Source organism: Heyndrickxia sp. MSNUG (assembly GCF_049532715.1).
GTDB lineage: Bacteria > Bacillota > Bacilli > Bacillales > Cytobacillaceae > Mesobacillus.
This window is the reverse complement of sequence record NZ_CP150978.1, coordinates 4,256,667-4,279,793: the sequence shown is the minus strand read 5'-3', so window position 1 is coordinate 4,279,793 and position 23,127 is coordinate 4,256,667. Positions and strand designations below refer to the sequence as shown.

Genomic DNA, 23,127 nt, shown 5'->3' with positions numbered 1-23,127 from the left:
AGCGGGTGACCCTAAGGGCCACCCGCTGTTTTTCGCATTCACACGTTAAAGCGCTGGGGGTCTGACCCCCTGTGCTTCACCGCATTACCGCAACATGGCTTGGATTTATTCAACGACACCTGTCCGAATGATTGTAAAGTCAATGATGACGTTTATTTTGCTTTTATCATATAAATCATGCCATTTGGAATGGGTAAGATTTGTGTGTTTTACCGAGCTTCGGTAAACCTCTCCAAAGCCGAATGGATCGGATTTCTTTGATTTCGTGTACTCCAGCAGATTTTCTACTTCGGATTTCATTTTTTTAGAAATGATTTTTTCTAAATTTTTTACATTAGCAGGATTCTTAAGATCCAAGGACTGGTTGACTTCTAATAGCCTTGAATCAAGTTTGATCGTCATGTTGAATTCAGGTATATCTTTATTGATGAGCTTGATGTCACTCCGGCTTGTGATCGTATCCAGCACAACGGCCAGCTCAGAGGTCTGTCCATCTTGCTCGGTGAACTTTATATCATCTTTGTTCAATGTCAGTTCGACTGAGCCGGCTTCGAAACGGTCATTGATCAGTTTGATATAAAAAGCCTGGGTAGCCGAGATTTTCCCCACCATCTTATCCATTTCCATCAGGGCCATTCCGGTAATTTTCACCTGTCCGTCTTCCGCTTTCATGGTTGGGAGCAGAGGGTCCACACCCACTGCATAATAATCATGCATGACTTCCTGAAGGGTGGACGAAGGAATCAGCTCACCCTTGATATTTTGATCGAGCTCTTTGTATACATATTGGCCGATATCGGTGAATTGGTCATTTTGACGCTTTAAAAAATTCTCGACATTTCCTTCCACAATAGCCAGATAGGTTAAATCACTGATTGAAGGATCCCGGGCAAGTGTGTCCGCGAGATTAATGATTCCTTGTTTGGCGATATCCTCACTATAGAGTGCGACCCGTAGCTGACCAGATTGCATTTTTTTGGGGCTTTTCAGGTCTGCTGCGATTCTGGCGCCTTTGCTGGTTACCGCTCTTGCTGATAGGACACCAGTGTTTCTTGGAGCTTCGGGATCGATCTGCAGCAATACCATCGTGGTAAGAATTTTTTTATCCTCTGTCAAATCATAGCCTAGTGTCGTAATCATTCCCATTTTTTCCAGTGTTTTCATTTCTGTGCAAGCAGTCAACAGCAGTATGATAAGAAAACTAGTGATGATCCTAGCTTTTCTCATTAACCGACTCCTCCTTGCTTTTAGAAAGTTTCATTTTAATCCACGCAATAAAAAACAAGAGCGGCGGATAGCATAGAATGAGATAAAAGGCTGCTTTGGCAAAATAATCATTTGCCATATTGATTCCGATTCTCGTTAAAGGAAATTGAATAGTGGCAAAGAGCAAAACAAGGAAATAACGGGCCACTTTCCTCTCATTCAAATTAAACATCCTCTTGAACCCCCTGCAGGCTGCCCACATATACAGCAGCAGATTCGGGATAATCAGGATGATCCAATAGGTAATTGCTACATATTCAAAGCGTTCGATGAAAGGAAGGCGAACGATTTTAAACATCGACAGTGTCCCCCATACGGTCCTTTCCAGCTGGCCGCCGCTAAAGAATGTAAGGGAAACGACCATCAGGACAAGGAACAGGATGTTTGTAAAAAGCATGCCAAGCTGCATATATTTATTGACTTTGTCCTTTTCTTTTAAAAAGGGATAGGCAAAGTAGATGATCTCAAATCCAAGTACAGTAAAAGTCATTTGCTTTGCTCCTCGAAGCAAGTCTGGGATGCTTGCCTCGAATAGTGGAAATAAGTATTCCACATGAGAAAATTGAATCGGAAAGCCAAGCAATAGGATCACCCAAAGGGAGCCAACCACACTAAAAAAGCTGACCCCTACGATAGTCCGGAATCCTCCTGATAATCCATAGCCCACGAGCAGAATCAAGGTAAGGGAGAGAAACCAGGTGGGGAGATCGGGAAACACCCAGGCCTGGATGACTTCAATATAATTGCGGATGATCACATAAAAGGCGCTCAGGCAGTAAAGGACAAAAAATAAGTTCAGCAAATTACCAAGCCATTTGCCAAAAATATCGTACTGTATGCCGTATAAATCAGAAGAATCGTAAATCCTCAGAGTTTTCACCATCACCCAGGCGACAATCTGGGTGGCGATTCCTCCGATGATGACGGATATCCAGGCATCGTGTTTTGCTTCCATGTAGATAATTCTTTGGAACCCTTGGACCCCTACGCCGACCTGCATGGAATGAACGATGAAAAAAATCAGGAATGCATTTACAAGGGACTGGGGTTTCGGCTGGAACGACACTTTCATATCAACACACCACCATTAGTCATTTCCTCCATTGTTTTGTGGATTGTATTTTATCCTGTCTTTAGGCCGGGCTTGGGTCGGCCTTCTGAAGGTAAAAGGAAACGGAAAGCGAAATATGCTATCCCACCAGTCTCCAAACCGGGGAGGATAGAATGGCGACAGGAACGGGGTTCCAAGGCTCGATTGTTTTAAAAGATGGATGAGCAAGAAAGCCATTCCCAGCGAGAGACCATAGAATCCCCAAAATCCAGCGAGGAGGATCAATGGGAATCTCAGCACCCTGATGACATTCCCCATCATATAGCTTGGTGTCGTAAATGAAGCAAGAGCGCTAAGGGCAATGATGATAATAAGGATATTGCTTGTAAACCCTGCATCAACTGCGGCAGTCCCGACAACGATACCTCCTACGATACCCATCGTTTGGCCTACCTTGGTTGGCAGCCGTGCGCCAGCTTCTCTTAACAGTTCAATCGTGAATTCCAAAACCAGGGCCTCGATGATTGGCGGGAACGGGACCCTTGACCTTGATTCACTCAGCGGTATAAGAAGTGTCTGAGGGATGATTTCGTAGTGAAACGTAAGGGCAGCCACATATATAGCTGTAAAAAAAATGGACAGAAACATGGCGATGATCCTCAATATCCTTAAAAAGGTTGAAATATGCCAGCGGACATTCTGGTCCTCCATACTCTGGAAGAACTCAATAAAACTTAGAGGGCAGCCAATTGCCTGAGTACTTCCATCAACCATGACTACGAGCTTGCCATCAAGAAGCCATGAGCAGGATCTGTCGGGCCGTTCGGTCAGGATCATCTGCGGAAAGATGGAAAGAGAATTGTCATCCAGCAGCTGAGTCAATACCGAGCTGTCAAGGAGACTGTCGATTTTAAGGTCGATAATCCGCTGCCGCATTGTTTCTACCATATCATCGTCAGCAATACTCTTGATATAGAGCAGGGATATACTAGTTTTTGTTTGCAGTCCGACATCAAATGATTCATTGCACAAGTTCGGATTGGTCAAGTACCTTCTCACAAGTGAAATATTGGTATCAAGGTTTTCATTGAACCCGAGCTGTGCACCCAAAACCTGTGATTCATTCTCAGGCTTTGCCAAAGACCGGCTGACATCTGATTTGATGTTCGCTGAAATGGTACACGGATGACCATGCACATGCATGAGTATGGAGCCCTTCAACAAGTTATCAATTGCCTCATAAAGGAAATCGGTTGTTTGTTTGTTGGCTATATTGATTTTTTTAAAGATTTCAGCTGGCGTAGCTGCAGTTTCTTGCTTGAGCAAAGGTACAATTTCCTCATTAAGAATAGAAGCGTCGATCATGGTATCAAAATAAACGATTGTGACTGATGGAGAAATTTCAATCAGCTTAAAATCCGCACTATAGTGAAACCTTCTTTTAAATTCATCTGCAAACAGTTCTTTCGATGAAGGAACTAGTTCTGCTTCTTTTTTTGCTCCCTTTGACTTAATAGAAGAAGATTTTTCTGCATGTTTTTTCTTGAAAAACATAATATCCCCTCGCATTCTTTCTGATATAAGCGTTAGCTTTTGCCAGCGGAATTATGCAAATTTTAATGGAATAAAGGTCCAGGAGGAGAATGGCTGGAGTTAGCGTGGAAGCAAAAAAAGGAGCACAGGGTACGTCCCTGTGCTCCGCCTTTATATAATCCCCAATGAATCCAGAAAAACAATCACAATCACTACTGGCACAACAAACCTCATGACATTGTACCAGAGGGTAAATAGCCAGCTTCCAGACTTGGAATTATGCAGCAGCTCCTGGCGCAAAACTTCTTTCTTGATTTTCAGAGGTACGAAGATTGAAATCAACAGAACTCCGAGCGGCATGAGTATATTGCTGACAAGGAAGTCCGCGGAATCGAAAATGTTTTTTCCGAAAATCGTCATCTCAGCCAATGTCCCGAATGATAGAGCAGAGGGAATCCCTAACAGGAAAATCAATCCTCCAGCGATCCATGAAAAGACAGTCCGTTTCTTAGGGTCTCCTTTTGAAAGGGTCGCAACAACGATTTCGAGCATTGAAAATGCCGAAGTCAATGTCGCGAATAAAAACAGGGCCAGGAAGAGCAGCAGGAATAGCTCGCCGAAAACCAGTTTTTCAAAAACAGCTGGCAGGACGATGAACAATAAACCTGGACCCTCAGCCGGTTCAAATCCTAACGAGAACACGGCAGGGAAGATAGCAAGACCGGCAAGAAGTGCGATGAACAAATTCATCCCTACAACGGAAAGGGCTGGCTGGACGATGCCTTCATTTTTTGGCAGATAAGAACTATATGTGACCATGACCGAAACACCGACGCTTAACGAGAAGAACGCCTGACCCATCGCAAACAGGACACTTTCTGAAGTGATGTTCGAAAAATCAGGTGCCAGGAAGAATGTTACGCCTTCCATTGCATTCTCCAGAGTCAGTGCACGGACAATTAATATTAAAAACAAGACAAACAATGCGGGCATCAGGACTTTGCTCGCTTTTTCAATTCCTGATTGCACACCCTTGGCAACGACAACGATCGTGATGAGTAAAAACGCAGCCTGGGCCGTAAGCACAGTCCATGAACTGCTGATCGTCTTGCCGAAAAGTTCACCATAGTCAGCACCCTGATGGACAACTCCGCCCGCTAGACCCTTAACGAAGTAAAGGGTAATCCACCCGCCGACAACACTGTAAAAACTGAGTAAAACGAAGCAGGTAACAACACCGAGTATCCCAATCCAGTGCCAATTGCCTTTAGGAGCAATGGCTAAATAAGCGCGGATGGCTTCCTTGCCAGTGCTGCGCCCGATGACGAACTCAGCAAGCAGCAGGGGCAGACCGATGAAAAGTGAAAATAAAATAAACATCAGGAAAAACGCTCCGCCGCCACTCACGCCTGTTACGTACGGCAGCTTCCAGATTGCCCCGATTCCGATTGCTGAACCGGCCGCTGCCAAAATGAAACCAATCTTCGATGACCATTGTTCCTTCTCCATTTGAATCTCCCTTTTCTCTCTGTATTTTCAGCCAGAATGATGGAGATGGAAGAGGGCAAAATAAAAAGCCACATCCCTATCCATCAATCTGGATAGGGACGTGGCTGAACACGCGGTACCACCCTATTTGGAAGCAAGCCTGCTTCCCGCTCAAGTTTAAGATAACGGCCTGAACCGTCCTTTTTGATTCGCAATCTAATCTCAGGAAAATGCATTCCGAGATTAGATTGCGAATCAAAAGGAAAAGCTCCAAGAACGAAATTCACCTGGCCTTTGTATCAGTTTCCACCAACCACTGATTCTCTTTATAACAGGGAGACCGGCTTACTATACTCTCTTCAACGCTTCAACTTATTAAAATATATTTCTCGAAATTATAGTATGATAATGAGTTTGTGTCAAGTTGCTTTGAGAGAGATAAAAAAATATGTTTGTTTTAGAAATGGTGTTATACTCATATGGGTATAATGAATATAAGGTGGAAAAAACGGTGAACATTAAAATTGGCATAAAGGAGAATATCCTGCAATTTATATTATTGGTTGTGACGAACCTGTTTGTCGGGTCAATGGTAGGGATTGAGCGGACTGTATTGCCTTTGCTTGGAGAAGAGCAGTTTGGATTGGCTTCAGCAAGTGCTGCACTTTCTTTTATCATAAGCTTTGGTTTTTCAAAGGCGATTGTAAACTATTTTGCTGGGAAAATTGCTGACCGCCTTGGAAGGAAAAAGGTACTATTGCTTGGATGGACATTCGGGCTATTCGTGCCGATTTTAATTATTTATGCTCATGCCTGGTGGGTCATCATTGCTGCGAATATATTACTTGGTATAAACCAGGGACTTGCCTGGTCAATGACCGTCAATATGAAAATCGATCTTTCAAAAGCAGATCAAAGGGGAACTGCAGTCGGGCTGAATGAATTTGCAGGCTATTCTGGGGTTGCCCTTATGGCGGCAATATCAGGTTTCATTGCCTCATCTTATTCACTTAGACCAGAACCGTTTTATATAGGGATAGGTATTGTGATCATCGGAATAGTATTATCGCTTGCCGTTAAAGACACGAGTGAACACTTAAGACTCCAGATTAAAAAATCAGCTGCGCATCATAACGGAGCCCAGCAATCGGCAAAAGAAGTTTTTGCGCTGACAACATGGAAGAACAGGAGTCTTTCAAGCATCAGCTTTGCTGGACTTGCAACCAATTTAAAGGATGGAATGGCCTGGGGGCTCTTCCCGCTGTTTTTTACCGTTCAAGGCCTAAGCGTTGGGCAAATCGGAACAATCGTTGCCATATATCCTGCAGCCTGGGGACTATTTCAATTATTTACCGGAGTTCTAAGTGACAGGGTTGGCCGAAAACTGCTCATCACTTATGGAATGTGGACACAAGCGGCCGCAATCTGGATTATCTTAGCCGTTAACCAGTTTGGCCTATGGATGATGGGAGCCATCCTGCTCGGCCTTGGCACAGCCATGGTTTATCCGACCCTGCAGGCAGCCATTAGCGACGTTGCTCCGCCGGAATGGCGCGCCTCAGCTATGGGCGTTTACCGCTTCTGGCGTGACAGCGGCTATGCTTTTGGCGCTTTGTTTGCCGGGATCATAGCGGATTTGCTCGGTGTAAGCTGGGCAATTGGATTAGTGGCATTGCTGCCATTCCTGGCTGGAGTCAATTCATTCTTCCGGTTGAAAGAGACTCTTGTAAAAAAAGCGAATGAATAAAATAAAACCTTGGCTGACTTATAATAGCCAAGGTTTGTTTTCATAGAAAATATTGAATGAAAGAGCTGGCGGTTAAAGAAAAAATTCCAGCAGAGCCAAGGGTGTAGATAATAAGCTTCCTGGCTTCAGTTTTTTCCGAGTAAACATATTGCCTATAAGTAATTTCCCCCCAAGCAAATTTAACTCCTAACACATTAGGCTGAATTTTATACTGCTTGCCGAACAGATCTTCTAAAATTACATTCTTAATTAATGGCAGATGCTCTCCGGAATTCAGCTGGGCATTAAGAGGTATCTCCGAATCAAAGTCCACATATATTCCGATCAACTCAAGGCGCACTATTTTATATAAAGAGCTGTTATGAATCTTTTCAGTAAATCGATATGCCTGCTGCTCGATGGCATTGCTCGGGAAGCACATGTTTTTTCACCTCTTTATATAACTATGCAAGATTAGAGGGTTTGCACAACAGAAAAACCTATCTAAGCCATTCTAAAAAATAACGGACAACAACAGTCCGCCAACAGCCCCGGTCACGACAATGATCCAAGGCGGCAATTTCCAATAAACCAGCATGCTGAACAGGATGGCTGTGAATACAAAGTCAATCGGTGCAAGAATGGAACTTGTCCAGATTGGCTGATAGAACGCAGCGATCAAAATGCCAACCACAGCAGCGTTCACACCCATCAGCGCGGTGCTGATTTTGCTGTTACGGCGTAACGCGTCCCAGAATGGCAATGTACCAAGGATCAGCAGGAAAGCAGGGAGGAAGATAGCAGCTGTCGCCAGCAGCCCGCCTTTCCAGCCGTTGATCACAGCCCCGATATATGCTGCAAATGTGAACAATGGTCCCGGAATAGCCTGTGCAGCTCCATATCCTGCTAAAAACGCTTCCTCGCTTAGCCAGCCTGTTGGAACAAATTCACGTTCAAGCAGTGGAAGAACGACATGCCCTCCGCCAAAAACAAGCGAACCGGATCGGTAAAAGCTATCGAACATCGCAATCCAGTTCAGTGATGTAGATTCCCTAAGGACTGGTAGGAGGATGAGCATTGCGAAAAACAGCCCTAGTGATAAAAATCCAACACCCTTGGAAATCGGGAAAATCATTCTAGAATCATCCTTGGCAGTGGGGGATTTCAAAATAAAATATCCTAGAATACCAGATATGATAATTACGCCAACTTGTGTGAACGCCGTTTGCCATAACAAAGTTGCTGCTAAAGCAAATAATGCAATGGTTTTTCTCGGCAGATCAGGGGTCAGTTTTTGTGCCATCCCTAATATGGCATGCGCGACAACAGCGACTGCTACGATTTTCAGGCCATGAATCCAGCCCGCATCAGCAATATCAAACCCCTGGAGGATAAGCGCAAATACAATTAGAGCCAATACTGAAGGAAGGGTAAAGCCGATGAATGCCAGCAGACCGCCTAAAAGCCCACCGCGCATCAGCCCTACACCGATGCCTACCTGGCTGCTCGCAGGACCGGGCAGGAACTGGCATAATGCAACCAAATCCGCATAGCTTTTTTCGTCCATCCATTTCCTGCGGCGAACATATTCTTCATGGAAATATCCTAAATGGGCAACTGGTCCGCCAAACGAAGTCAGGCCCAATCTGGTCGAAACCATCAATATTTCCAGCAGCGATGTTCCACTCCGTTTTTCTCCAGTTTCAGAAGTTTTCATTTTTTTCATCTCCTCATTGTAAAATTAGCTAGTCGGTTTCACATTGGAGCGACTGCTTCTGTCATTCTTTTATTTCTTTAAAAAGCTCGTAAGCCTTGTTGCGCGCTTCCTCAAGCACACTATTTCCTTTTTCCGTGGTGTGATAATATTTTCGTATTTTACCCTCAACATTTATTTCTTCTTTAACAAGAAGACCGTCTGACTCCATCGTGTGCAGAATCGGGTATAGTGTACCAGCGCTAATGCTGTAGCCATGTTCCTTAAGCTCTTCTAACATCCATAAACCAAAAATCGGGTGTTCCTTGGCATGGTGCAAAATGTGAATTTGGATGAACCCTAGAAAAAGCTTTCTTAGAACTTTATCCTCCATTAAAATCCTTCTTTCCTTGTTATCGAAATCCAATAACGAAACTCGATATCATTATACCGAAACTGAAATTAAAATCAATTATGTATGGTTTAGCCAGAAAAATGAAATGAAAATTGTACAGATCATATTTGCAGATTTTATCAATTTCAAAAAAATATCATCTTCTAGAAGAGAAAATTTTTGGTTGTGACTCAGCTCACATTTTGATTTAGGGAACCGGCTTATCATGATGGTAGATACTGAAAGGGAGGATAAATCATGAACAAAGCGAGGTTTATTTTGATTGGATTAATGACTGCTATTGTAATTTTGCTTATGGGCTGTGGAGCCAATGACTCTAAAGGTGTGAGTGAAGAAACGGACGATGCAGCGGATCAGGGAAATACTGTAAAAGTAGGCCATATTTCGGACGAGAAATATTTTTATACAGCAAATGAAGGCGGGACGATCAGCAAAATTAACGTTAAAGACAATAAGGTGGCAGCCACTCTCAAGGCAGAGGGAATTGTCCACAATGTCCAAATCTCCCCTGATGGAAAGATTGTAGCTGCTACACTTGTTCCAAAACCAGAGGGAGGCCATGGAGATCATGGTGGGCATGAAATAGGAATTCCAGGAAGCGTACTATTTTACGATGTTCATACAAATAAACTTTTAAAGAAGGTTGAAGTAGGGAAACACCCAGCGCATGTTGTATTCACAAACGATGGCAAGTATGTACTTGTGACAAATAATGAGGATCATACTGCAACGGTTATTGAGGCAAACAGCTACAAGGTTGTAACAACGATTGCCACTGGAAAGGGTCCGCATGGCTTCAGGATTTCGGCAGATAGCAGGCTGGCCTATATTGCCAATATGGCAGAAGATACAGTCAGTGTCATCAATCTGGATACGATGAAAGAAGAGAAAAAGCTTAAGGTAGGAGAAACGCCTGTCACAACGGGCATCACAAAGGATGGAAACACACTGGCGGTTACGCTTTTTACTGAAAATGCACTGGCAATCATAGATATTGAGACTGATGAGAGGGTGAAGGTAAAAGTAGGCCTTGGACCAGCGCAGGTTTATATTGACCCGAACGATCAATTTGCCTTTGTAGCCAATCAAGGAACAGAGGATGTGCCCTCTAACTCAATGTCCATTGTGGACCTGAAATCTAAAAGGGTGGTAGATGAGATTGAAACAGGCAATGGCTCGCACGGAGTGGTTATTAGCCAAGACAGCAAATTTGCCTATGTGACCAATATGTTTGAAAACACAGTTAGCATCATCGACCTTACGAGCAAAGAAGTTACTACGATAGAGGTTGGGGAGATTCCGAACGGGATTACGATTATGGAATAAATAGAAAACCAGCCGCGCTTAAATCGAGTGCGGTTTTTCTGTCGATATGAGAAAAAATGCACACTTTCTCGATTTTTTCACGTTATGATTAGATTATAATTTGTAAAAATCAAACAAATTCTAATAGGGGAGGGAGCAAGCATGTCAGCAACAACTGAAACTAAAATCAAGCTGGCTGTAAATGGCGGAATTGATTTTGGCTCGAAACTGAATGCCAAACAGCTTGTGACTTTAGCTAAGTATTTAGGGGATGACCAAGAGCTAGAGCTGACGACATTCCAGCAGCTGTATATAGAAGTACCTGAAAGCAGGAAGGAAGAGGCGATTGCTGAGTTTGAACAGACAGGCCTGAGCTGCTATCCGGTCGGGAATTTTGTGAAAAGCCTGAGGACGTGCAATTTTTGCAAAGGGGCAGAGGAGGAAGGGATGCCGGTTGCCATTGAACTCAATAAAAGGATTGCTGGCACTCCGGTCCCTTTTACATTAAAGCCCGCCTACACAGGATGCCCGGTTGGCTGCGGCGAACCGCTAGTCAATGATATTGGCATCATGAAAATCCAGGATGGCTACAATCTGTATGCAGGAGGAAAATCTAAGGGGCAGGATGCTGCGCCAGGAAGTCTGTTGTTTGAACAACTCACCCCTGAAGAACTGTATGATAAGGTGGAGAAGCTGATTATGATTTACAGCGAACACGGCAGAAAACGCGAGCAGATGCGTAAATTTATCAGCCGGTTTGGGATGGAGGAGCTGAAAGAACTTCTTGAGTAAAAGGAATAATCAAGGGAAGCAGAGTTAAGCCCCACAAATAGACTTTAATACACAAGGGAGTATAATAAGCATAGGACAACCTTTCTTAGGTTTGAGCCTTATGCTTTTTTGTTTAGTGGGAATTATAAGTGCATACATAAAATCAGGATGGTGTAACAATGACTCAGGAACTTTTTTCAAGAATGATAAAAATCGGCGGAACAGCCTTGATCACAATCTTTGCCATCATGTTTATTCTCGGGTTCATAACTGGAGAAACCGACTTTATGAGTGAGCTTTACAAGACAATGGGCACAATGGCAGAAATCGCAGCGATTGCGGCTTTTGCTCTATGGGTGATCAGGCTTGCGTTTATCGAGCTAAAGAAACGGAAATTCACGTATATAAAATGGGTTCAGCTTGGATTCAAAATGTTGAAAGAGCATCACATGATCATCGGCTGGGTTGCGTTTTCTGCCGCATTAGCCCATGGGTCCTACTTTTTCCTGCAGACCTCTGAAGAAGCGGAGAGTATTTACAGCGGACTTGCCACGCTAATTGGATTTGCCATACTTGTCACTTTTGGATTTATTTTAAATAAAAGGGGCAAGGGGAAAAAATATGTGAAGTTTAAAAAAATTCACCAGGCTTTTGCAATTGTATTCGGGATTGCACTTGGGATTCATCTTCTTTTCGGATAAGTAGTTATGTAGAGCATACAGTAACGATCTGTATGCTCTTTTCTATTCATGACAGAGCATAGTTTGCCGCCAAGTTGGACACATATAAGTGGTAAGGCATTAAATCCAACTTAAAAGGATGTCATTATGGCTCTCTCCATTTATATTTCATTAACGATTGTGCTGTTGCATTTCGCATATTACATCAGGAAACCGCTGAATTTTTTGCAGAATTCCCTTATCTTCATGGTGATTGCGATTATCACACGCCAATGCCTCACGGTCATGGGGATGGAATGGAAGTTATATAAACTGACGGAAGATGATTGGTTGTTCGTTTGTTTATTATTGTGCCGCGATATTTTGACCCCGATGGTTACCGTTATCTTTTGCAATTTTTATTTTCGCCGTAATTTCTGGTTCGCTAAATTGGCCACATTTGTTATCTGTCTGGCCGCCTTGCTGGGATTAAACTACATGGCAGTCCGTTTTGGAATCATCACCTACACACGCTGGAATTTTGGATTTACGGCATTGCTTAATATTCTTTTTATGCTGGTGGCTCTTGGTATCGTAAAATTGATTTCATACATTCAAATATGGGAGAAACGCCAAAATGAAAGTTTATGACCATGGATTTAATGAAAACGAGTGGTTTGTGATTGCCAGCATTCTTGTGATGAATCTGGCCATTTGGCTTGCTCCCAGGATGTTTTCAAAATTAGAAGCAATCGGTTATTATATCTTTGGCATATACATCGGTTTATTTTACGACCATACAATCAGTATTAAGCCATGGGACTTTTATGATGTAAATGATTCTTCATCCTATCAGTTCATCGATTTTCTGAGCTATATCATGTATGGCCCGTATGGCTATTTCTTTCTTTATTTTTATAAAAAATGGAATGTTAGAGGCCTCCGAACGATTCCTTATATTCTCGTTTGGTCTTCATTTTCCGTACTTATGGAATGGATTGGAGTCAAAGTTGGCCTTTTCCACTATGATAAGGGCTACAGAATGTACTGGTCATTTCCAATTTATCTGTTCTCCCAGACCTTGATGGTCATTTTTTACCATCTCATTGTCAGAAATAAAAGCACTGAGGCTTAAATTTATGGAAAATATATGAAAGTTAAAATATAATTTAATGACTAAGTACATGCTGAGAGGTACGGAATATGGTTAAACAGGGTACGTTGCGTTTAGCGCAGGTGGTTGGAAAATACATAATTGGGGTTTTTATTTTTATCCTCATTGGCAGTTTGCCCGTTTTATTAAGAGACCTGGAATTTGATGTGAATGGTTATATAACCAGCATCAAGGAGCTCGCGGTTAAAATCTTCACATTAAGCAGCCTGACTTATGATGGAGAGCATGAGATGCTGCCCGCGATTATGGACCGGTATTTCTACTCTTTAAAAACATTAAGCCTTTCCTTCATTTTTGCTGTAATCCTTGCATTCATCCTTTCCTACATCATCGTTCTCTTCCTGAAAAATAAAAAAGACTATGTTTTAAGTTTTATAGAAATTGTCCGAACAGTACCGGATATTGTAGGGATTTTCCTGCTGCAGTCGTTATTCATCTGGATTAATAAGGCCTATGGAGTGAAACTCGTACAAACCGTTTCGCTCGGGTCCGAAAACCAGGCATTCCTGCTGCCGCTCTTATCCTTGAGTATGCCGATTTTCTTGTTTCTCACACAGGTCATTGTGCTGAAGATTTTTGAGGAATTGGACAAGCAGTATATAGCCTTTGCAAAAGCAAAGGGACTATCGTTTCTTTACTTGCTCAACATTCATGTCATCCGTAACATTCGGCATGATTTGCTCGGCCATCTTAAAACTATTATCTGGATGATGCTCTCCACGCTTGTCATTGTGGAGTATATTTTCAATATGGACGGCTTGATGATGTTCAATATCAAACATGTTTCGATTGAGTTATTTGTGTTCAGTTGCATCTTACTTTTTACACCATTTTTCATCCTTTATAGATTCATAGATTTACGCCGGTAGATTGGGAAGGGACATACGATGGCCACACTATTAAAAACAAAGAAGTTTATTTTTGGGGCGTCATTCCTGGTGATCTTGATGACGCTAAGCATTTTGAATACCGTTTTAAATGACGGGAAAATCAGGCAAAAGCAGTTTTTTTATGATGAAAACGGCAACCTGGAAAAAGCTCCTCCCTTTGAGCCGTTCGATGTCTTTCCGCTTGGCTCGGATATGTATGGGTATGATATCCTCCATACTGTTATTGAAGGAGCGAAGTTTTCGATTGGCATTACCTTGATCGTCGCGCTTTTCCGGCTGCTGTTTTCAGTTTTCTTCAGTTATATGCTGTTTCGGATACCTGACCGAGGGTTCAAATGGTTAAAAAGCCTGTCAGAGCCGTTATCGTTTTTTCCGCAGACGCTGATTGCTTATTTTTTGCTGAGAACGGTTGTCCTTTATACGGCGGAAGGATTCCATCATCCGTTTTGGGTAAGGGCAGTGTATGAATTCATTATTTTAATCATGGTCGCCTTGCCTGCGCTTACGGTCCAACTGGCCGATCAAAAGCGCAGAGTATGGAACGAAGAGTTCGTCGAAGCGGCCGTCACTCTTGGCGGCAGCAAGCTGCATATTTATTTAAAACATATCCTGCCTCATCTCTATGAGGAGTGGATTTTAATTTTCGGGCAGCAGTTCCTGCAGGTGCTGACCCTGCTCGTCCATCTTGGGGTATTGAAGGTGCTGTTTGGCGGAACCGTTCTCGGATTCGGTTTTGGCGGAGGCGATCCTCCTTCATCCGTCACACATGAATGGTCCGGCCTGATCGGGTTAAACACTCGATTCCTGATGACCAATGAATGGATCATCTACGTCCCAATCCTATTTTTCACACTTACAGCGCTTAGTGTCGCGATGATCAATAAAGCCTTGAGTGATTGGTTCAGCCAAAAGGAAATGGTGAGGAAGAACAGAGGGATATAAAGTTTATATAACACTTTAGTACTATTAAAATAACCCGTTTGATGAATAGTATTGTGGATAGGCAACTGGCATAATAAGCTTTAACAAAACTCTCTTATAGAGTTTGGCCCACCATTGGCTAGTGGCACCCCCATTCGGCCAGTGTGTGGGTTTTATTTGTGTTTTAGGAAATCTCACGCTAAAATTAATTAATTGAAAATTCTAAACTCTAGGAGGGTCAAAGTTTGAAGCAGGTACTACCGCAACAAAGGGAAAATTACTCCAAGCTTTTTATGACAACGATTTCCCTGATTGGCTGGACTCTGATTCTTTATTCCTTTGTAAAATTGGATTCAGTGAGCGACCCGATAGTGTTAGCACTTTTATTTATTTTTCTGCTGATTAGCGAGTACTATCCGATGCCAGTATGGAGGGGGCATACAGCCATAACCTTTCCAATCATCTATGTACTCTTTTTACTTTATGGCTTTTCTTATACCGCGTTGATTTACGCATGTGCGGTGCTGGTAGTAAACATCGTCCATCGCAGGCCGCTCAGAACCGTATTCTTTAATCCAGCCCAGCTTGCGCTTAGTTTTTACGGAGCAGTTTTGCTGCTTCCGCTTATTAAGCCATTCCTTGAAAAGATGCCTCTTCCACCCATCATTGAAGGAATCTTCGAATACTCCATTCTGTTAGCAGTCTATCTAGTGGTCAATAACGTGATTGTTGACCTTGTTCTCGTAATCCGGCCTCAGCACTATTCATTTAAAATGTGGAAGCTTAAAACCCTGACGGAGTTGAACAGCGCCGCTATTTCTTTTGTATACGGCATCACCCTTTATGTGGTAGGCAGCCAAAACCGCGGCGAAATCGATGTCTTTGCCTACTTTTTCTTCTTTTCACCACTTGTGGGAATTTCCCTTTTAAGTGCAACGATCGCCAGGTTGAAAAAAGAAAAGAATCGCCTCAAAATGCTTTTTTCCATCACGACAGAATTGAACCAAATGCTGCCGGCCCAGGACTGGCTTTCCGCTTTGAGTGGAAGCTTCAATGAACTCATCGGGGCAGAGGCCAGTCTTTTGTGGATAAAAAAAGAAGGCGAATGGGAGCTTTGTTTTACAGATGGAAGGGTTGTTCCTGGCTGTGTTATGCAGCGTGTTGCTTTGGAGGAATTTGAACATATGAAACACCCGATCATTTATAATGACCGAAAAACAAATGGAGGGGCGGCGGCTGATTGTTTTGAAGAGGATGTAAAAGCCTTCGTTTATACACCGCTTGTCATCGAGAATGAAACGATCGGGATGTTCATTATTGCCAGAAGCAGGACGAAGAGCTTTGAGGATGACGATGTCCAATCCATTGCGACATTGGCGAACCAGCTGGCGGTCATTATCAAGACGCGGATGCTTTTTACAGAAAAAGAAAAGCGAATTGTGCTTGAGGAACGGAATCGAATTGCCCGGGACATCCATGATGGAGTAGCCCAGACACTCGCTGGAGCGGTAATGAAGCTGGAGACGGCTGGCAAGAAATTCAATAGGAATCCAGAAGAGACGAGGAAGCTAGTCGAGGAAAGTGTCCTTGGTCTCAGGGACAGCTTGAGGGAAGTCCGCGAATCGATTTATGCCCTCAGACCTTATCCAACCGAGAGAGCCAGCCTGACAGAAGCGATATTAAGAAAAATAGAAGCAGTCCAAAAGGAGTATCAGCAAGTAATCGAATTTGAGATTAGAGGCCAGGAGCATGAACTCAGTACAATGGTGGAAAAAGTCCTGTTTGATACCTTCCAGGAAAGCATGCAAAATGCGATCAAACACTCACAGGCATCCAAAATTGAACTTCTCCTAAGCTACCAATCTGAACATATACTATTGAAGATCAAGGATGACGGCCGTGGGTTTTCGCTGTTCCATGCAATGATTAAAGCCAGGAATGAGCCGCATTTTGGGATTCTGCAAATGAATGACGCTGCTGAGAAAATCAACGCTACCTTGCAGATCGACAGCAAGGAAGGCACAGGAACGGAAGTATCGATTACGGTCCCAAGAATGGGAATTGAGGGAGGAAGCATCAATGATCAGGCTCATGCTAGTGGATGACCATGCCGTCCTTCGCGACGGCTTGCGCAATATAATATCAGTCGTGGAAGATATTGAGGTTGTCGGAGAGGCAGTTTCCGGTGATGATGCCCTAGACCAGGTGGAAAAGTGCCAGCCTGATATGATTTTAATGGATATCAACATGCCTGTGAAAAACGGTGTAGAAGTAACGGGGATATTGAAAAGGAAGTATCCCCATATCAAGATTCTGATCCTAACTATGCATAGCCACGAGGAATATTTCATGTCTGCCATCCGGGAGGGAGCAGATGGCTATTTATTGAAGGATGCCCCCTCTGACCAGGTCATCGAGGCCATCCGGACAGTAGCCCGCGGTGAATCCGTCATCCATCCATCGATGACAAAGAAACTCCTCGCCTTCCACCAGCAAAAACAAACCGAGCAAGAGGACACCACCCTGACCGAGCGCGAAAAGGAAGTCCTTCTCTGCCTGGTAGAAGGTCTCAGCAACAAAGAAATCGCCGACCGCCTGTTCATCAGCGACAAAACCGTCAAAATACACGTCAGCAAAATCTTCAAAAAACTAAACGTCAAAAGCCGGTCCCAAGTCATCATTCACGCCGTCCAGCACCAGCTCGTCCCAATCCCACCCACCCACTAACGCATTAACGCACTGGGGGTCTGACCCCCAGCGGTTTAAAGTGTTAAAGAGTCCTTCGCCGGGGCTCTTTTTTTATGCTTTTGGTACTTGTGTTACTACTTTAGTAGTAGTGGAAGTTAGTACGGAGGTTATTATTTTTTAACCCTTCTGCAGAATGGTTTTAATGTAAATATTGTGGGAATATTAAGAAAAATAGCTGAGGAGCTGAACAATAGATGAAGTTGAAAACCGCTTTTTTTTCTTTTATTCTTATGGCCTCTATGATTTATACCACAATTGTTCCCGCCACAAATACCAAGGCAAATGAGCCTGCTAAAGCAGTTGTGGATTCTGCTTTAACACACAACCTCTTAACGGCAATTGGTCCTGTAGAAGCAATCGTAACCTTCAAAAGCAAAGAAGGAGTCCAGCCTGAACAGCTGAAACTCCTGGAGAATCTCGGTATAACAAAAGGTCTGACATTGAATGAGCTCCCAATAGCAGGGGTTTTAGCGACAAAGTCTCAAATTGATCAACTTGCTCAAAGCGATCAAGTCGTTTCCATCTATCTGAACAAAAAGCTCCAATATGAAAATGCTGAAGCAACAGACATTACTGGAGTGGATCAAGTCCGAACAGACGATGCAATGCGAAAGCTGAATGGGGGCTTGCCGGTTACGGGCAAAGGGATTGGCGTTGTCATCAATGACAGCGGGGTGGATGGTACGCATAAAGACTTGGAGTATGGCAGCCACCTCGTCCAGAATGTATTGGGCGCTACGAATCTCCATGCAGTTGACTCGCTTCTGCCCATCACATACATCGAAAACGTCCCTAACACTGATACGAGTTCTGGTCACGGTACTCACGTAGCTGGAATCGTTGGCGGAACTGGTGCGATGTCGGGCGGTAAATATGAAGGTGTCGCTCCAGGTGCCAACCTGATTGGCTATGGTTCAGGTGCAGCCATTGCTATGCTTGATACAATTGGCGGATTTGAATATGCATTGACTCACCAGCAGCAATACAATATCCGCGTGATTACGAATTCATGGGGCGACACAAGTGATGCTGGAACAGACTTCGACCCTTATAACCCTATTAACATCGCGACAAAGAAATTGTATGATCGCGGGATCGTCACCGTTTTTTCAGCAGGTAACTCCGGGCCAGACGCAAAGACGATTTCCGGCAACTATAAAAAAGCTCCCTGGGTCGTCACCGTTGCAGCAGGTGATAAGTCTGGTAAGCTAGCTGATTTTTCATCACGCGGTGAAGAAGGAAGAGGAGGAACCGTAACAGTTGATGGCCAGACATGGAAATGGGACGATCAGCCGACCGTCACATCCCCCGGTGTGGATATCATTTCTACGAGGGTCATCAGCCCGATTCCTCTGCTTGGAGCAACGGATGACGCCCAGTATATCGAACCTGCATACATCCCGTACTACACGACAATGAGCGGAACATCCATGGCGGCGCCTCATGTGGCTGGCATCATTGCCCTCATGCTTGAGGCCAATCCATTGCTGTCTCCTTCCGAGGTAAAATTAATCCTCGAACAGACAGCGACTGCCATGCCAGATTATGCAGCCTGGGAAGTAGGCGCAGGATATGTGAATGCTTATAAGGCGGTTGATGCTGCTTTTAATTTGAAGGATTGATTGAATTCGTCTCTTTTGACAGAGGGAAGGGAGACTTTTTTTGGGGAAAAGTCGAAATTAACTAGAAAACTAGGAAATGAAAATCAAACGCTCTTAGCACTACCCATCTACAACTTTAGCACGACACAAGAATAGACATTCCGGAATCAAAGTTTACAACCTTTGAAGAATAGATTTCACAAAGGATTTTCATGAAAATAAAGTTAAGAATATTTAAAATTTTTATAAGATGAGAGGAGATTTATATGAAACGTTTCTTCTATTTGTTTTTTGCCCTGTTGCTTATTTTTCCTTCGTTTCTAGTCCAGCAGGGAAAGGCTGAAGCCACTGCCAGCGGTACAGCGGCAGTTGACCCGCTGATTGAAAAAGCTCTCAGCACAGCTAGCTCCCTTGAGGTAATTGTTACTTTTAAAGGTGATGGTGCGCCAAGCAGTACACAATTGTCGCTGTTAAAGACGCTTGGCATCGAGACAGGGTTAAGCATGAAATCGTTGCCGATTGCCGGAGTGGTCGCAACAAAGGACCAGATTGAAAAGCTTGCAGACAATCCAGAGGTTCAATCGATTTACCTTAACAAGAAGCTTTCCTACTTCAATGCCGACGCAACTGCCATTACTGGAGTTGATAAAGCAAGGACGGACGACAGCTTCCGCCAGGCAAATGGCGGCCTTCCTGTTACGGGGAAAGGAATCGGCGTAGTTGTGAATGACAGCGGTGTCGATGGTACACATAAGGACCATGAGTTTGGAAAAAATCTTGTCCAGAACGTTTTAGGATCCACCAACCTGAATGCCCTTGCGCCAGGTTTGCTGCCAATCACTTATCAGGAAAACGTTCCAAATACGGATACGAATTCTGGTCATGGCACGCATGTTGCGGGGACAGTTGGCGGAACAGGAGCGATGTCAGGCGGAAAATATGAAGGTGCTGCACCGGGTGCGAACCTGATCGGCTACGGTTCAGGAGCAGCGCTGTTCGTCCTTGATGGTATTGGCGGATTCGATTATGCCATCACTCACCAGCAGCAGTACAATATTCGCGTTATCACCAATTCTTGGGGATCATCAGGAGATTTTGATCCGAATGACCCAATCAACATCGCCAGCAAGAAAGCATACGACCGAGGAATCACTGTTCTTTTTGCAGCTGGCAATGAAGGTCCTGGCGAAAACACGCACAATCCATATGCAAAAGCACCATGGGTCATCTCAGTAGCTGCCGGTGTCAAGGACGGCAAGCTGGCTGATTTCTCATCAAGAGGAACAAAGGGGGTAGGCGGTACTTTTACCTTGGATGGCCAGGAATGGACATGGAAGGATGAGCCTACGGTAACTGCCCCAGGTGTCGATATCGTATCATCTCGCGTCATTGGGCCGGTATCGAGCCTTGGAGCCCAGCAGGATATCGAGACCATCGAGCCGGCTTATCTGCCTTACTACACAACAATGAGCGGAACATCGATGGCTACTCCGCATGTTGCGGGAATCGTCGCACTGATGCTTGAAGCGAATCCACTGCTTTCACCTGCAGAAGTGAAGCAGATTCTCGAACAGACAGCTACAAATATGCCAGGATATGAAACTTGGGAAGTGGGTTCAGGCTACGTCAATGCATATGCTGCGATTGACAAAGTCTTTAACGACACTGCTTATGGTAAAACAGTAAACGCAACACAAACCTTTTATAGCAATGTAAAATCGACAACCGAGCGCAGGGAATTTTCAGTCGACTATAACCCATTAACATTTGTTTCTGACAATCAGTATAAATTCACAGTAGAAGACGGCATGTCCAGCCTAGTGGCAAAAGTAGATGGTGCAGGTGTAATGGAACAAACAGGAAATCCAATTAACCTGGTCCTGATCGCACCAGATGGCACGGAGTACAGCTCGGGAGTCAGCCTGCTATTCCCGCTCTACTATGATCGCACTGTGTCAGTTACTTCGCCGGCACCGGGAGCCTGGAAAGCAGAAATCAGAGGGCTTCGCGGAGCAGACGCCAACCCAATCGGAGTAGGCCTCCCGGAAACAGTTCAGGGAGATCTTGCCTTCACGAAGGTCAGTGGTTTTACAGGCCTGAATGATATCACCAATCACGCAGCAGCTGAAGCGATTAAAATCGGCGTAAGTGAACGATTATTCGACGGTTATTCAAATGGCGCATTCAAGCCGGATGCACTTTTAACAAGAGCGGAACTGGCAAAATATTTAGTCATGGGAGCTGAAATAAAGCAATCCCTTCCGAAGGCCCCGAGCTTCACAGACATCCTGAGCGAAGACATACCATTTATTGAAGCTGCAACGGCAAAAGGAGCATCATTCCGGGACACGGAACATATCCTGCAGGGGGTCATGTTACCAAAAGCAGCCGGTAAGTTTGCCCCTAAAGATGGCGTTACACGAGCAGAGTTAGCTTATTCCTTGGTTCAGGCTCTAGGCATGCAAAAAGAAGCCCAGGAATTTGATGGGCAGCTAACCGTCCAGTATAACGATGAAAGAATTGCGATTGCCGATGCAGCTGAAGTTCCGGCTCAGCTCAAAGGATATGTCCAGCTCGCGTTAGACCTGAATATTCTTAATGCTAAATTTGCCGTAACTCAAGGACCTTATGATCTAAAGCCGAAGGTGACAGCAACCTTCAGCCCATCTGTAAAAAATACACGCGGAGACTTTGCAGTGGCGATGACTCGATACTATAATGCATTTCTAAAATAAGGTAAAATCAGAACAGGCCCCAGGGTCTGTTCTTTTTACATATATAAGGGGTGAAATATATGCTTGAAATCAAAGCAGTATTCTTCGATCTCGACGGAACCTTGCTCGACCGGAACGCCTCGCTGGTAAAATTCATCAGCGACCAGTACGAGCGTTATATAAAAGAATTATGGTTAATAGACAAACAGCATTTCATGAATAGATTCATAGAACTGGATTGCCGCGGTTATGTTTGGAAGGACCGGGTATACAGTCAGCTTTTACAGGAAATGAACATAACGGAATTGACCTGGGAACAACTCCTTGAGGACTACCTTATTAACTTTAAAAATGCATGCATGCCCTTCCGAAACGTTCAGAAGGTTTTAGAAACCCTGAGTCAGAAGGGCATAAAACTCGGCTTGATTTCAAATGGGAAGAGAAAATTCCAGAGAGATAACCTGAATGCGCTAGGGATTTCGAGTTACTTTGATACCATCCTGATTTCCGAAGAGGTGGGACTAAGAAAACCTGACCCCCTGCTTTTTCAAATGGGGCTGGACAATCTTTCCGTATCAGCAGAGGAAAGTATATTTGTAGGAGACCATCCGGAGAATGATATCCAGGCCGCCAGGGAAGCAGGAATGCTTGGAATCTGGAAGCATGATGACTATTGGATGGAGGCTGAGGCCGATTTTACGATTAATGATTTATATGAAATAGCAGTCATCGTTCAAAGCTTGAAAGGAGCAGAGATAAATGAAAGATTTTAACGTGATGCATATTGCGCCAAGTCCTGAAGACTATCTGAATCTGCGCGTCGAAGCCGGCTTAAGCAGTAAATCCGTGGAGGCTGCAAGCATTGGTCTGAAAAATTCCCTCTTTGCCGTCGCCGTTTACTATGACTCCACATTAGTGGCAATGGGAAGGCTCATCGGTGACGGAGGAGCTTTTTTTCAAATTGTCGATATCGCGGTAAAACCTGATCAGCAAGGAAAGGGACTTGGAAAGCTGATCATGAAAGAATTGATGGGTTATCTTGAGCAAAATACGTATCCGGGATCGTATGTCAGCTTAATAGCCGATGACCCGGCTAATAAACTTTATGAACAATTTGGGTTTGCTTATACATACCCTGACTCTCATGGGATGTATCGGAAATATTGAAGCGG

At 44.0% G+C, this 23,127-nt stretch carries 21 protein-coding genes and 1 other annotated feature; of the genes, 14 read left to right on the top strand and 7 right to left on the bottom strand.

All coding sequences use genetic code 11. The annotated features are described in order from the left end of the window. Nucleotides 1–105: 105 nt before the first annotated feature. From AABM38_RS21615 to AABM38_RS21600, 4 genes are all read right to left on the bottom strand, one after another. Nucleotides 106–1,227, bottom strand: coding sequence for a Ger(x)C family spore germination protein (locus AABM38_RS21615; RefSeq protein WP_423408218.1), 1,122 nt, complete (start codon nt 1,225–1,227; stop codon nt 106–108). Further along, on the bottom strand, nt 1,214–2,338 hold the full coding sequence (locus tag AABM38_RS21610) for a GerAB/ArcD/ProY family transporter (protein WP_335378513.1): 1,125 nt from the start codon (nt 2,336–2,338) through the stop codon (nt 1,214–1,216). The genes AABM38_RS21615 and AABM38_RS21610 overlap by 14 nt, the downstream gene beginning before the upstream one ends. Nucleotides 2,339–2,353: 15 nt before the next feature. Beyond that, complete coding sequence (locus tag AABM38_RS21605; protein WP_335378514.1) at nt 2,354–3,871, bottom strand: spore germination protein; 1,518 nt, start codon at nt 3,869–3,871, stop codon at nt 2,354–2,356. Nucleotides 3,872–4,021: 150 nt separating this feature from the next. After that, nucleotides 4,022–5,359: a sodium-dependent transporter gene (locus AABM38_RS21600; RefSeq protein ID WP_423408217.1), complete on the bottom strand. Its 1,338-nt coding sequence runs from the start codon at nt 5,357–5,359 to the stop codon at nt 4,022–4,024. Nucleotides 5,360–5,450: 91 nt separating this feature from the next. After that, nucleotides 5,451–5,710: a binding site (T-box leader), on the bottom strand. Nucleotides 5,711–5,849: 139 nt separating this feature from the next. Between AABM38_RS21600 and AABM38_RS21595 the strand changes: the two genes are divergently transcribed. Then, nucleotides 5,850–7,085 carry an MFS transporter gene (locus AABM38_RS21595; RefSeq protein WP_423408216.1) on the top strand — a complete coding sequence of 412 codons (1,236 nt, stop codon included), beginning with the start codon at nt 5,850–5,852 and terminating at the stop codon, nt 7,083–7,085. A gap of 40 nt (nt 7,086–7,125) precedes the next feature. Here AABM38_RS21595 and AABM38_RS21590 read toward each other — a convergent pair whose 3' ends face one another. From AABM38_RS21590 to AABM38_RS21580, 3 genes are all read right to left on the bottom strand, one after another. Continuing rightward, on the bottom strand, nt 7,126–7,506 hold the full coding sequence (locus AABM38_RS21590; RefSeq protein WP_423408215.1) for a hypothetical protein: 381 nt from the start codon (nt 7,504–7,506) through the stop codon (nt 7,126–7,128). 72 nt (nt 7,507–7,578) lie between these two features. Beyond that, entirely contained in the window at nt 7,579–8,781 is a 1,203-nt protein-coding gene (chrA, locus tag AABM38_RS21585; RefSeq protein ID WP_423408214.1) for a chromate efflux transporter, read from the bottom strand. Between the two features lie 61 nt (nt 8,782–8,842). After that, nucleotides 8,843–9,151, bottom strand: coding sequence for a PadR family transcriptional regulator (locus AABM38_RS21580; RefSeq protein ID WP_423408213.1), 309 nt, complete (start codon nt 9,149–9,151; stop codon nt 8,843–8,845). 258 nt (nt 9,152–9,409) lie between these two features. Between AABM38_RS21580 and AABM38_RS21575 the strand changes: the two genes are divergently transcribed. The 13 genes from AABM38_RS21575 (at nt 9,410) to AABM38_RS21515 (ending at nt 23,122) form a co-directional block, all read left to right on the top strand. Further along, the gene (locus tag AABM38_RS21575) at nt 9,410–10,498 is read left to right on the top strand and encodes a beta-propeller fold lactonase family protein (RefSeq protein WP_423408212.1); all 1,089 of its coding nucleotides are present in this window, start codon (nt 9,410–9,412) and stop codon (nt 10,496–10,498) included. Between the two features lie 141 nt (nt 10,499–10,639). Beyond that, nucleotides 10,640–11,269: a nitrite reductase gene (locus AABM38_RS21570; RefSeq protein ID WP_423408211.1), complete on the top strand. Its 630-nt coding sequence runs from the start codon at nt 10,640–10,642 to the stop codon at nt 11,267–11,269. A 158-nt stretch (nt 11,270–11,427) separates the two neighbouring features. Beyond that, nucleotides 11,428–11,949 (top strand): hypothetical protein, encoded by a 522-nt coding sequence (locus AABM38_RS21565; protein WP_423408210.1) that lies wholly within the window; start codon nt 11,428–11,430, stop codon nt 11,947–11,949. Between the two features lie 126 nt (nt 11,950–12,075). Continuing rightward, the gene (locus tag AABM38_RS21560; protein ID WP_423408209.1) at nt 12,076–12,558 is read left to right on the top strand and encodes a hypothetical protein; all 483 of its coding nucleotides are present in this window, start codon (nt 12,076–12,078) and stop codon (nt 12,556–12,558) included. Then, complete coding sequence (locus AABM38_RS21555) at nt 12,545–13,042, top strand: hypothetical protein (protein WP_423408208.1); 498 nt, start codon at nt 12,545–12,547, stop codon at nt 13,040–13,042. The genes AABM38_RS21560 and AABM38_RS21555 overlap by 14 nt, the downstream gene beginning before the upstream one ends. A 68-nt stretch (nt 13,043–13,110) precedes the next feature. After that, nucleotides 13,111–13,950 (top strand): ABC transporter permease subunit, encoded by an 840-nt coding sequence (locus AABM38_RS21550; protein WP_423408207.1) that lies wholly within the window; start codon nt 13,111–13,113, stop codon nt 13,948–13,950. A gap of 18 nt (nt 13,951–13,968) precedes the next feature. Next, on the top strand, nt 13,969–14,913 hold the full coding sequence (locus AABM38_RS21545; RefSeq protein WP_423408206.1) for a peptide ABC transporter permease: 945 nt from the start codon (nt 13,969–13,971) through the stop codon (nt 14,911–14,913). A 224-nt stretch (nt 14,914–15,137) separates the two neighbouring features. Continuing rightward, a complete protein-coding gene (locus tag AABM38_RS21540) occupies nt 15,138–16,997 on the top strand; it encodes a histidine kinase (RefSeq protein ID WP_423408205.1) in 1,860 nt (619 codons plus the stop codon). Next, nucleotides 16,972–17,619: a response regulator gene (locus tag AABM38_RS21535; RefSeq protein WP_423408204.1), complete on the top strand. Its 648-nt coding sequence runs from the start codon at nt 16,972–16,974 to the stop codon at nt 17,617–17,619. The genes AABM38_RS21540 and AABM38_RS21535 overlap by 26 nt, the downstream gene beginning before the upstream one ends. A 215-nt stretch (nt 17,620–17,834) precedes the next feature. Beyond that, nucleotides 17,835–19,262 carry a S8 family serine peptidase gene (locus AABM38_RS21530; RefSeq protein ID WP_423408203.1) on the top strand — a complete coding sequence of 476 codons (1,428 nt, stop codon included), beginning with the start codon at nt 17,835–17,837 and terminating at the stop codon, nt 19,260–19,262. 245 nt (nt 19,263–19,507) lie between these two features. Then, the gene (locus tag AABM38_RS21525) at nt 19,508–21,976 is read left to right on the top strand and encodes a S8 family serine peptidase (RefSeq protein ID WP_423408202.1); all 2,469 of its coding nucleotides are present in this window, start codon (nt 19,508–19,510) and stop codon (nt 21,974–21,976) included. A 59-nt stretch (nt 21,977–22,035) separates the two neighbouring features. Further along, complete coding sequence (locus tag AABM38_RS21520; protein WP_423408201.1) at nt 22,036–22,728, top strand: HAD family hydrolase; 693 nt, start codon at nt 22,036–22,038, stop codon at nt 22,726–22,728. Beyond that, nucleotides 22,715–23,122 carry a GNAT family N-acetyltransferase gene (locus tag AABM38_RS21515; RefSeq protein WP_423408200.1) on the top strand — a complete coding sequence of 136 codons (408 nt, stop codon included), beginning with the start codon at nt 22,715–22,717 and terminating at the stop codon, nt 23,120–23,122. The genes AABM38_RS21520 and AABM38_RS21515 overlap by 14 nt, the downstream gene beginning before the upstream one ends. Nucleotides 23,123–23,127: the final 5 nt, after the last annotated feature.

Coding starts and splice junctions, on each gene's coding strand:
- AABM38_RS21580 (WP_423408213.1), bottom strand. CDS start 9,151: ATGGAGGATAAAGTTCTAAGAAAGCTTTTTCTAGGGTTCATCCAAATT.
- AABM38_RS21615 (WP_423408218.1), bottom strand. CDS start 1,227: ATGAGAAAAGCTAGGATCATCACTAGTTTTCTTATCATACTGCTGTTG.
- chrA (WP_423408214.1), bottom strand. CDS start 8,781: ATGAAAACTTCTGAAACTGGAGAAAAACGGAGTGGAACATCGCTGCTG.
- AABM38_RS21550 (WP_423408207.1), top strand. CDS start 13,111: ATGGTTAAACAGGGTACGTTGCGTTTAGCGCAGGTGGTTGGAAAATAC.
- AABM38_RS21545 (WP_423408206.1), top strand. CDS start 13,969: ATGGCCACACTATTAAAAACAAAGAAGTTTATTTTTGGGGCGTCATTC.
- AABM38_RS21605 (WP_335378514.1), bottom strand. CDS start 3,871: ATGTTTTTCAAGAAAAAACATGCAGAAAAATCTTCTTCTATTAAGTCA.
- AABM38_RS21570 (WP_423408211.1), top strand. CDS start 10,640: ATGTCAGCAACAACTGAAACTAAAATCAAGCTGGCTGTAAATGGCGGA.
- AABM38_RS21575 (WP_423408212.1), top strand. CDS start 9,410: ATGAACAAAGCGAGGTTTATTTTGATTGGATTAATGACTGCTATTGTA.
- AABM38_RS21600 (WP_423408217.1), bottom strand. CDS start 5,359: ATGGAGAAGGAACAATGGTCATCGAAGATTGGTTTCATTTTGGCAGCG.
- AABM38_RS21535 (WP_423408204.1), top strand. CDS start 16,972: ATGATCAGGCTCATGCTAGTGGATGACCATGCCGTCCTTCGCGACGGC.
- AABM38_RS21530 (WP_423408203.1), top strand. CDS start 17,835: ATGAAGTTGAAAACCGCTTTTTTTTCTTTTATTCTTATGGCCTCTATG.
- AABM38_RS21590 (WP_423408215.1), bottom strand. CDS start 7,506: ATGTGCTTCCCGAGCAATGCCATCGAGCAGCAGGCATATCGATTTACT.
- AABM38_RS21520 (WP_423408201.1), top strand. CDS start 22,036: ATGCTTGAAATCAAAGCAGTATTCTTCGATCTCGACGGAACCTTGCTC.
- AABM38_RS21560 (WP_423408209.1), top strand. CDS start 12,076: ATGGCTCTCTCCATTTATATTTCATTAACGATTGTGCTGTTGCATTTC.
- AABM38_RS21555 (WP_423408208.1), top strand. CDS start 12,545: ATGAAAGTTTATGACCATGGATTTAATGAAAACGAGTGGTTTGTGATT.
- AABM38_RS21515 (WP_423408200.1), top strand. CDS start 22,715: ATGAAAGATTTTAACGTGATGCATATTGCGCCAAGTCCTGAAGACTAT.
- AABM38_RS21525 (WP_423408202.1), top strand. CDS start 19,508: ATGAAACGTTTCTTCTATTTGTTTTTTGCCCTGTTGCTTATTTTTCCT.
- AABM38_RS21610 (WP_335378513.1), bottom strand. CDS start 2,338: ATGAAAGTGTCGTTCCAGCCGAAACCCCAGTCCCTTGTAAATGCATTC.
- AABM38_RS21565 (WP_423408210.1), top strand. CDS start 11,428: ATGACTCAGGAACTTTTTTCAAGAATGATAAAAATCGGCGGAACAGCC.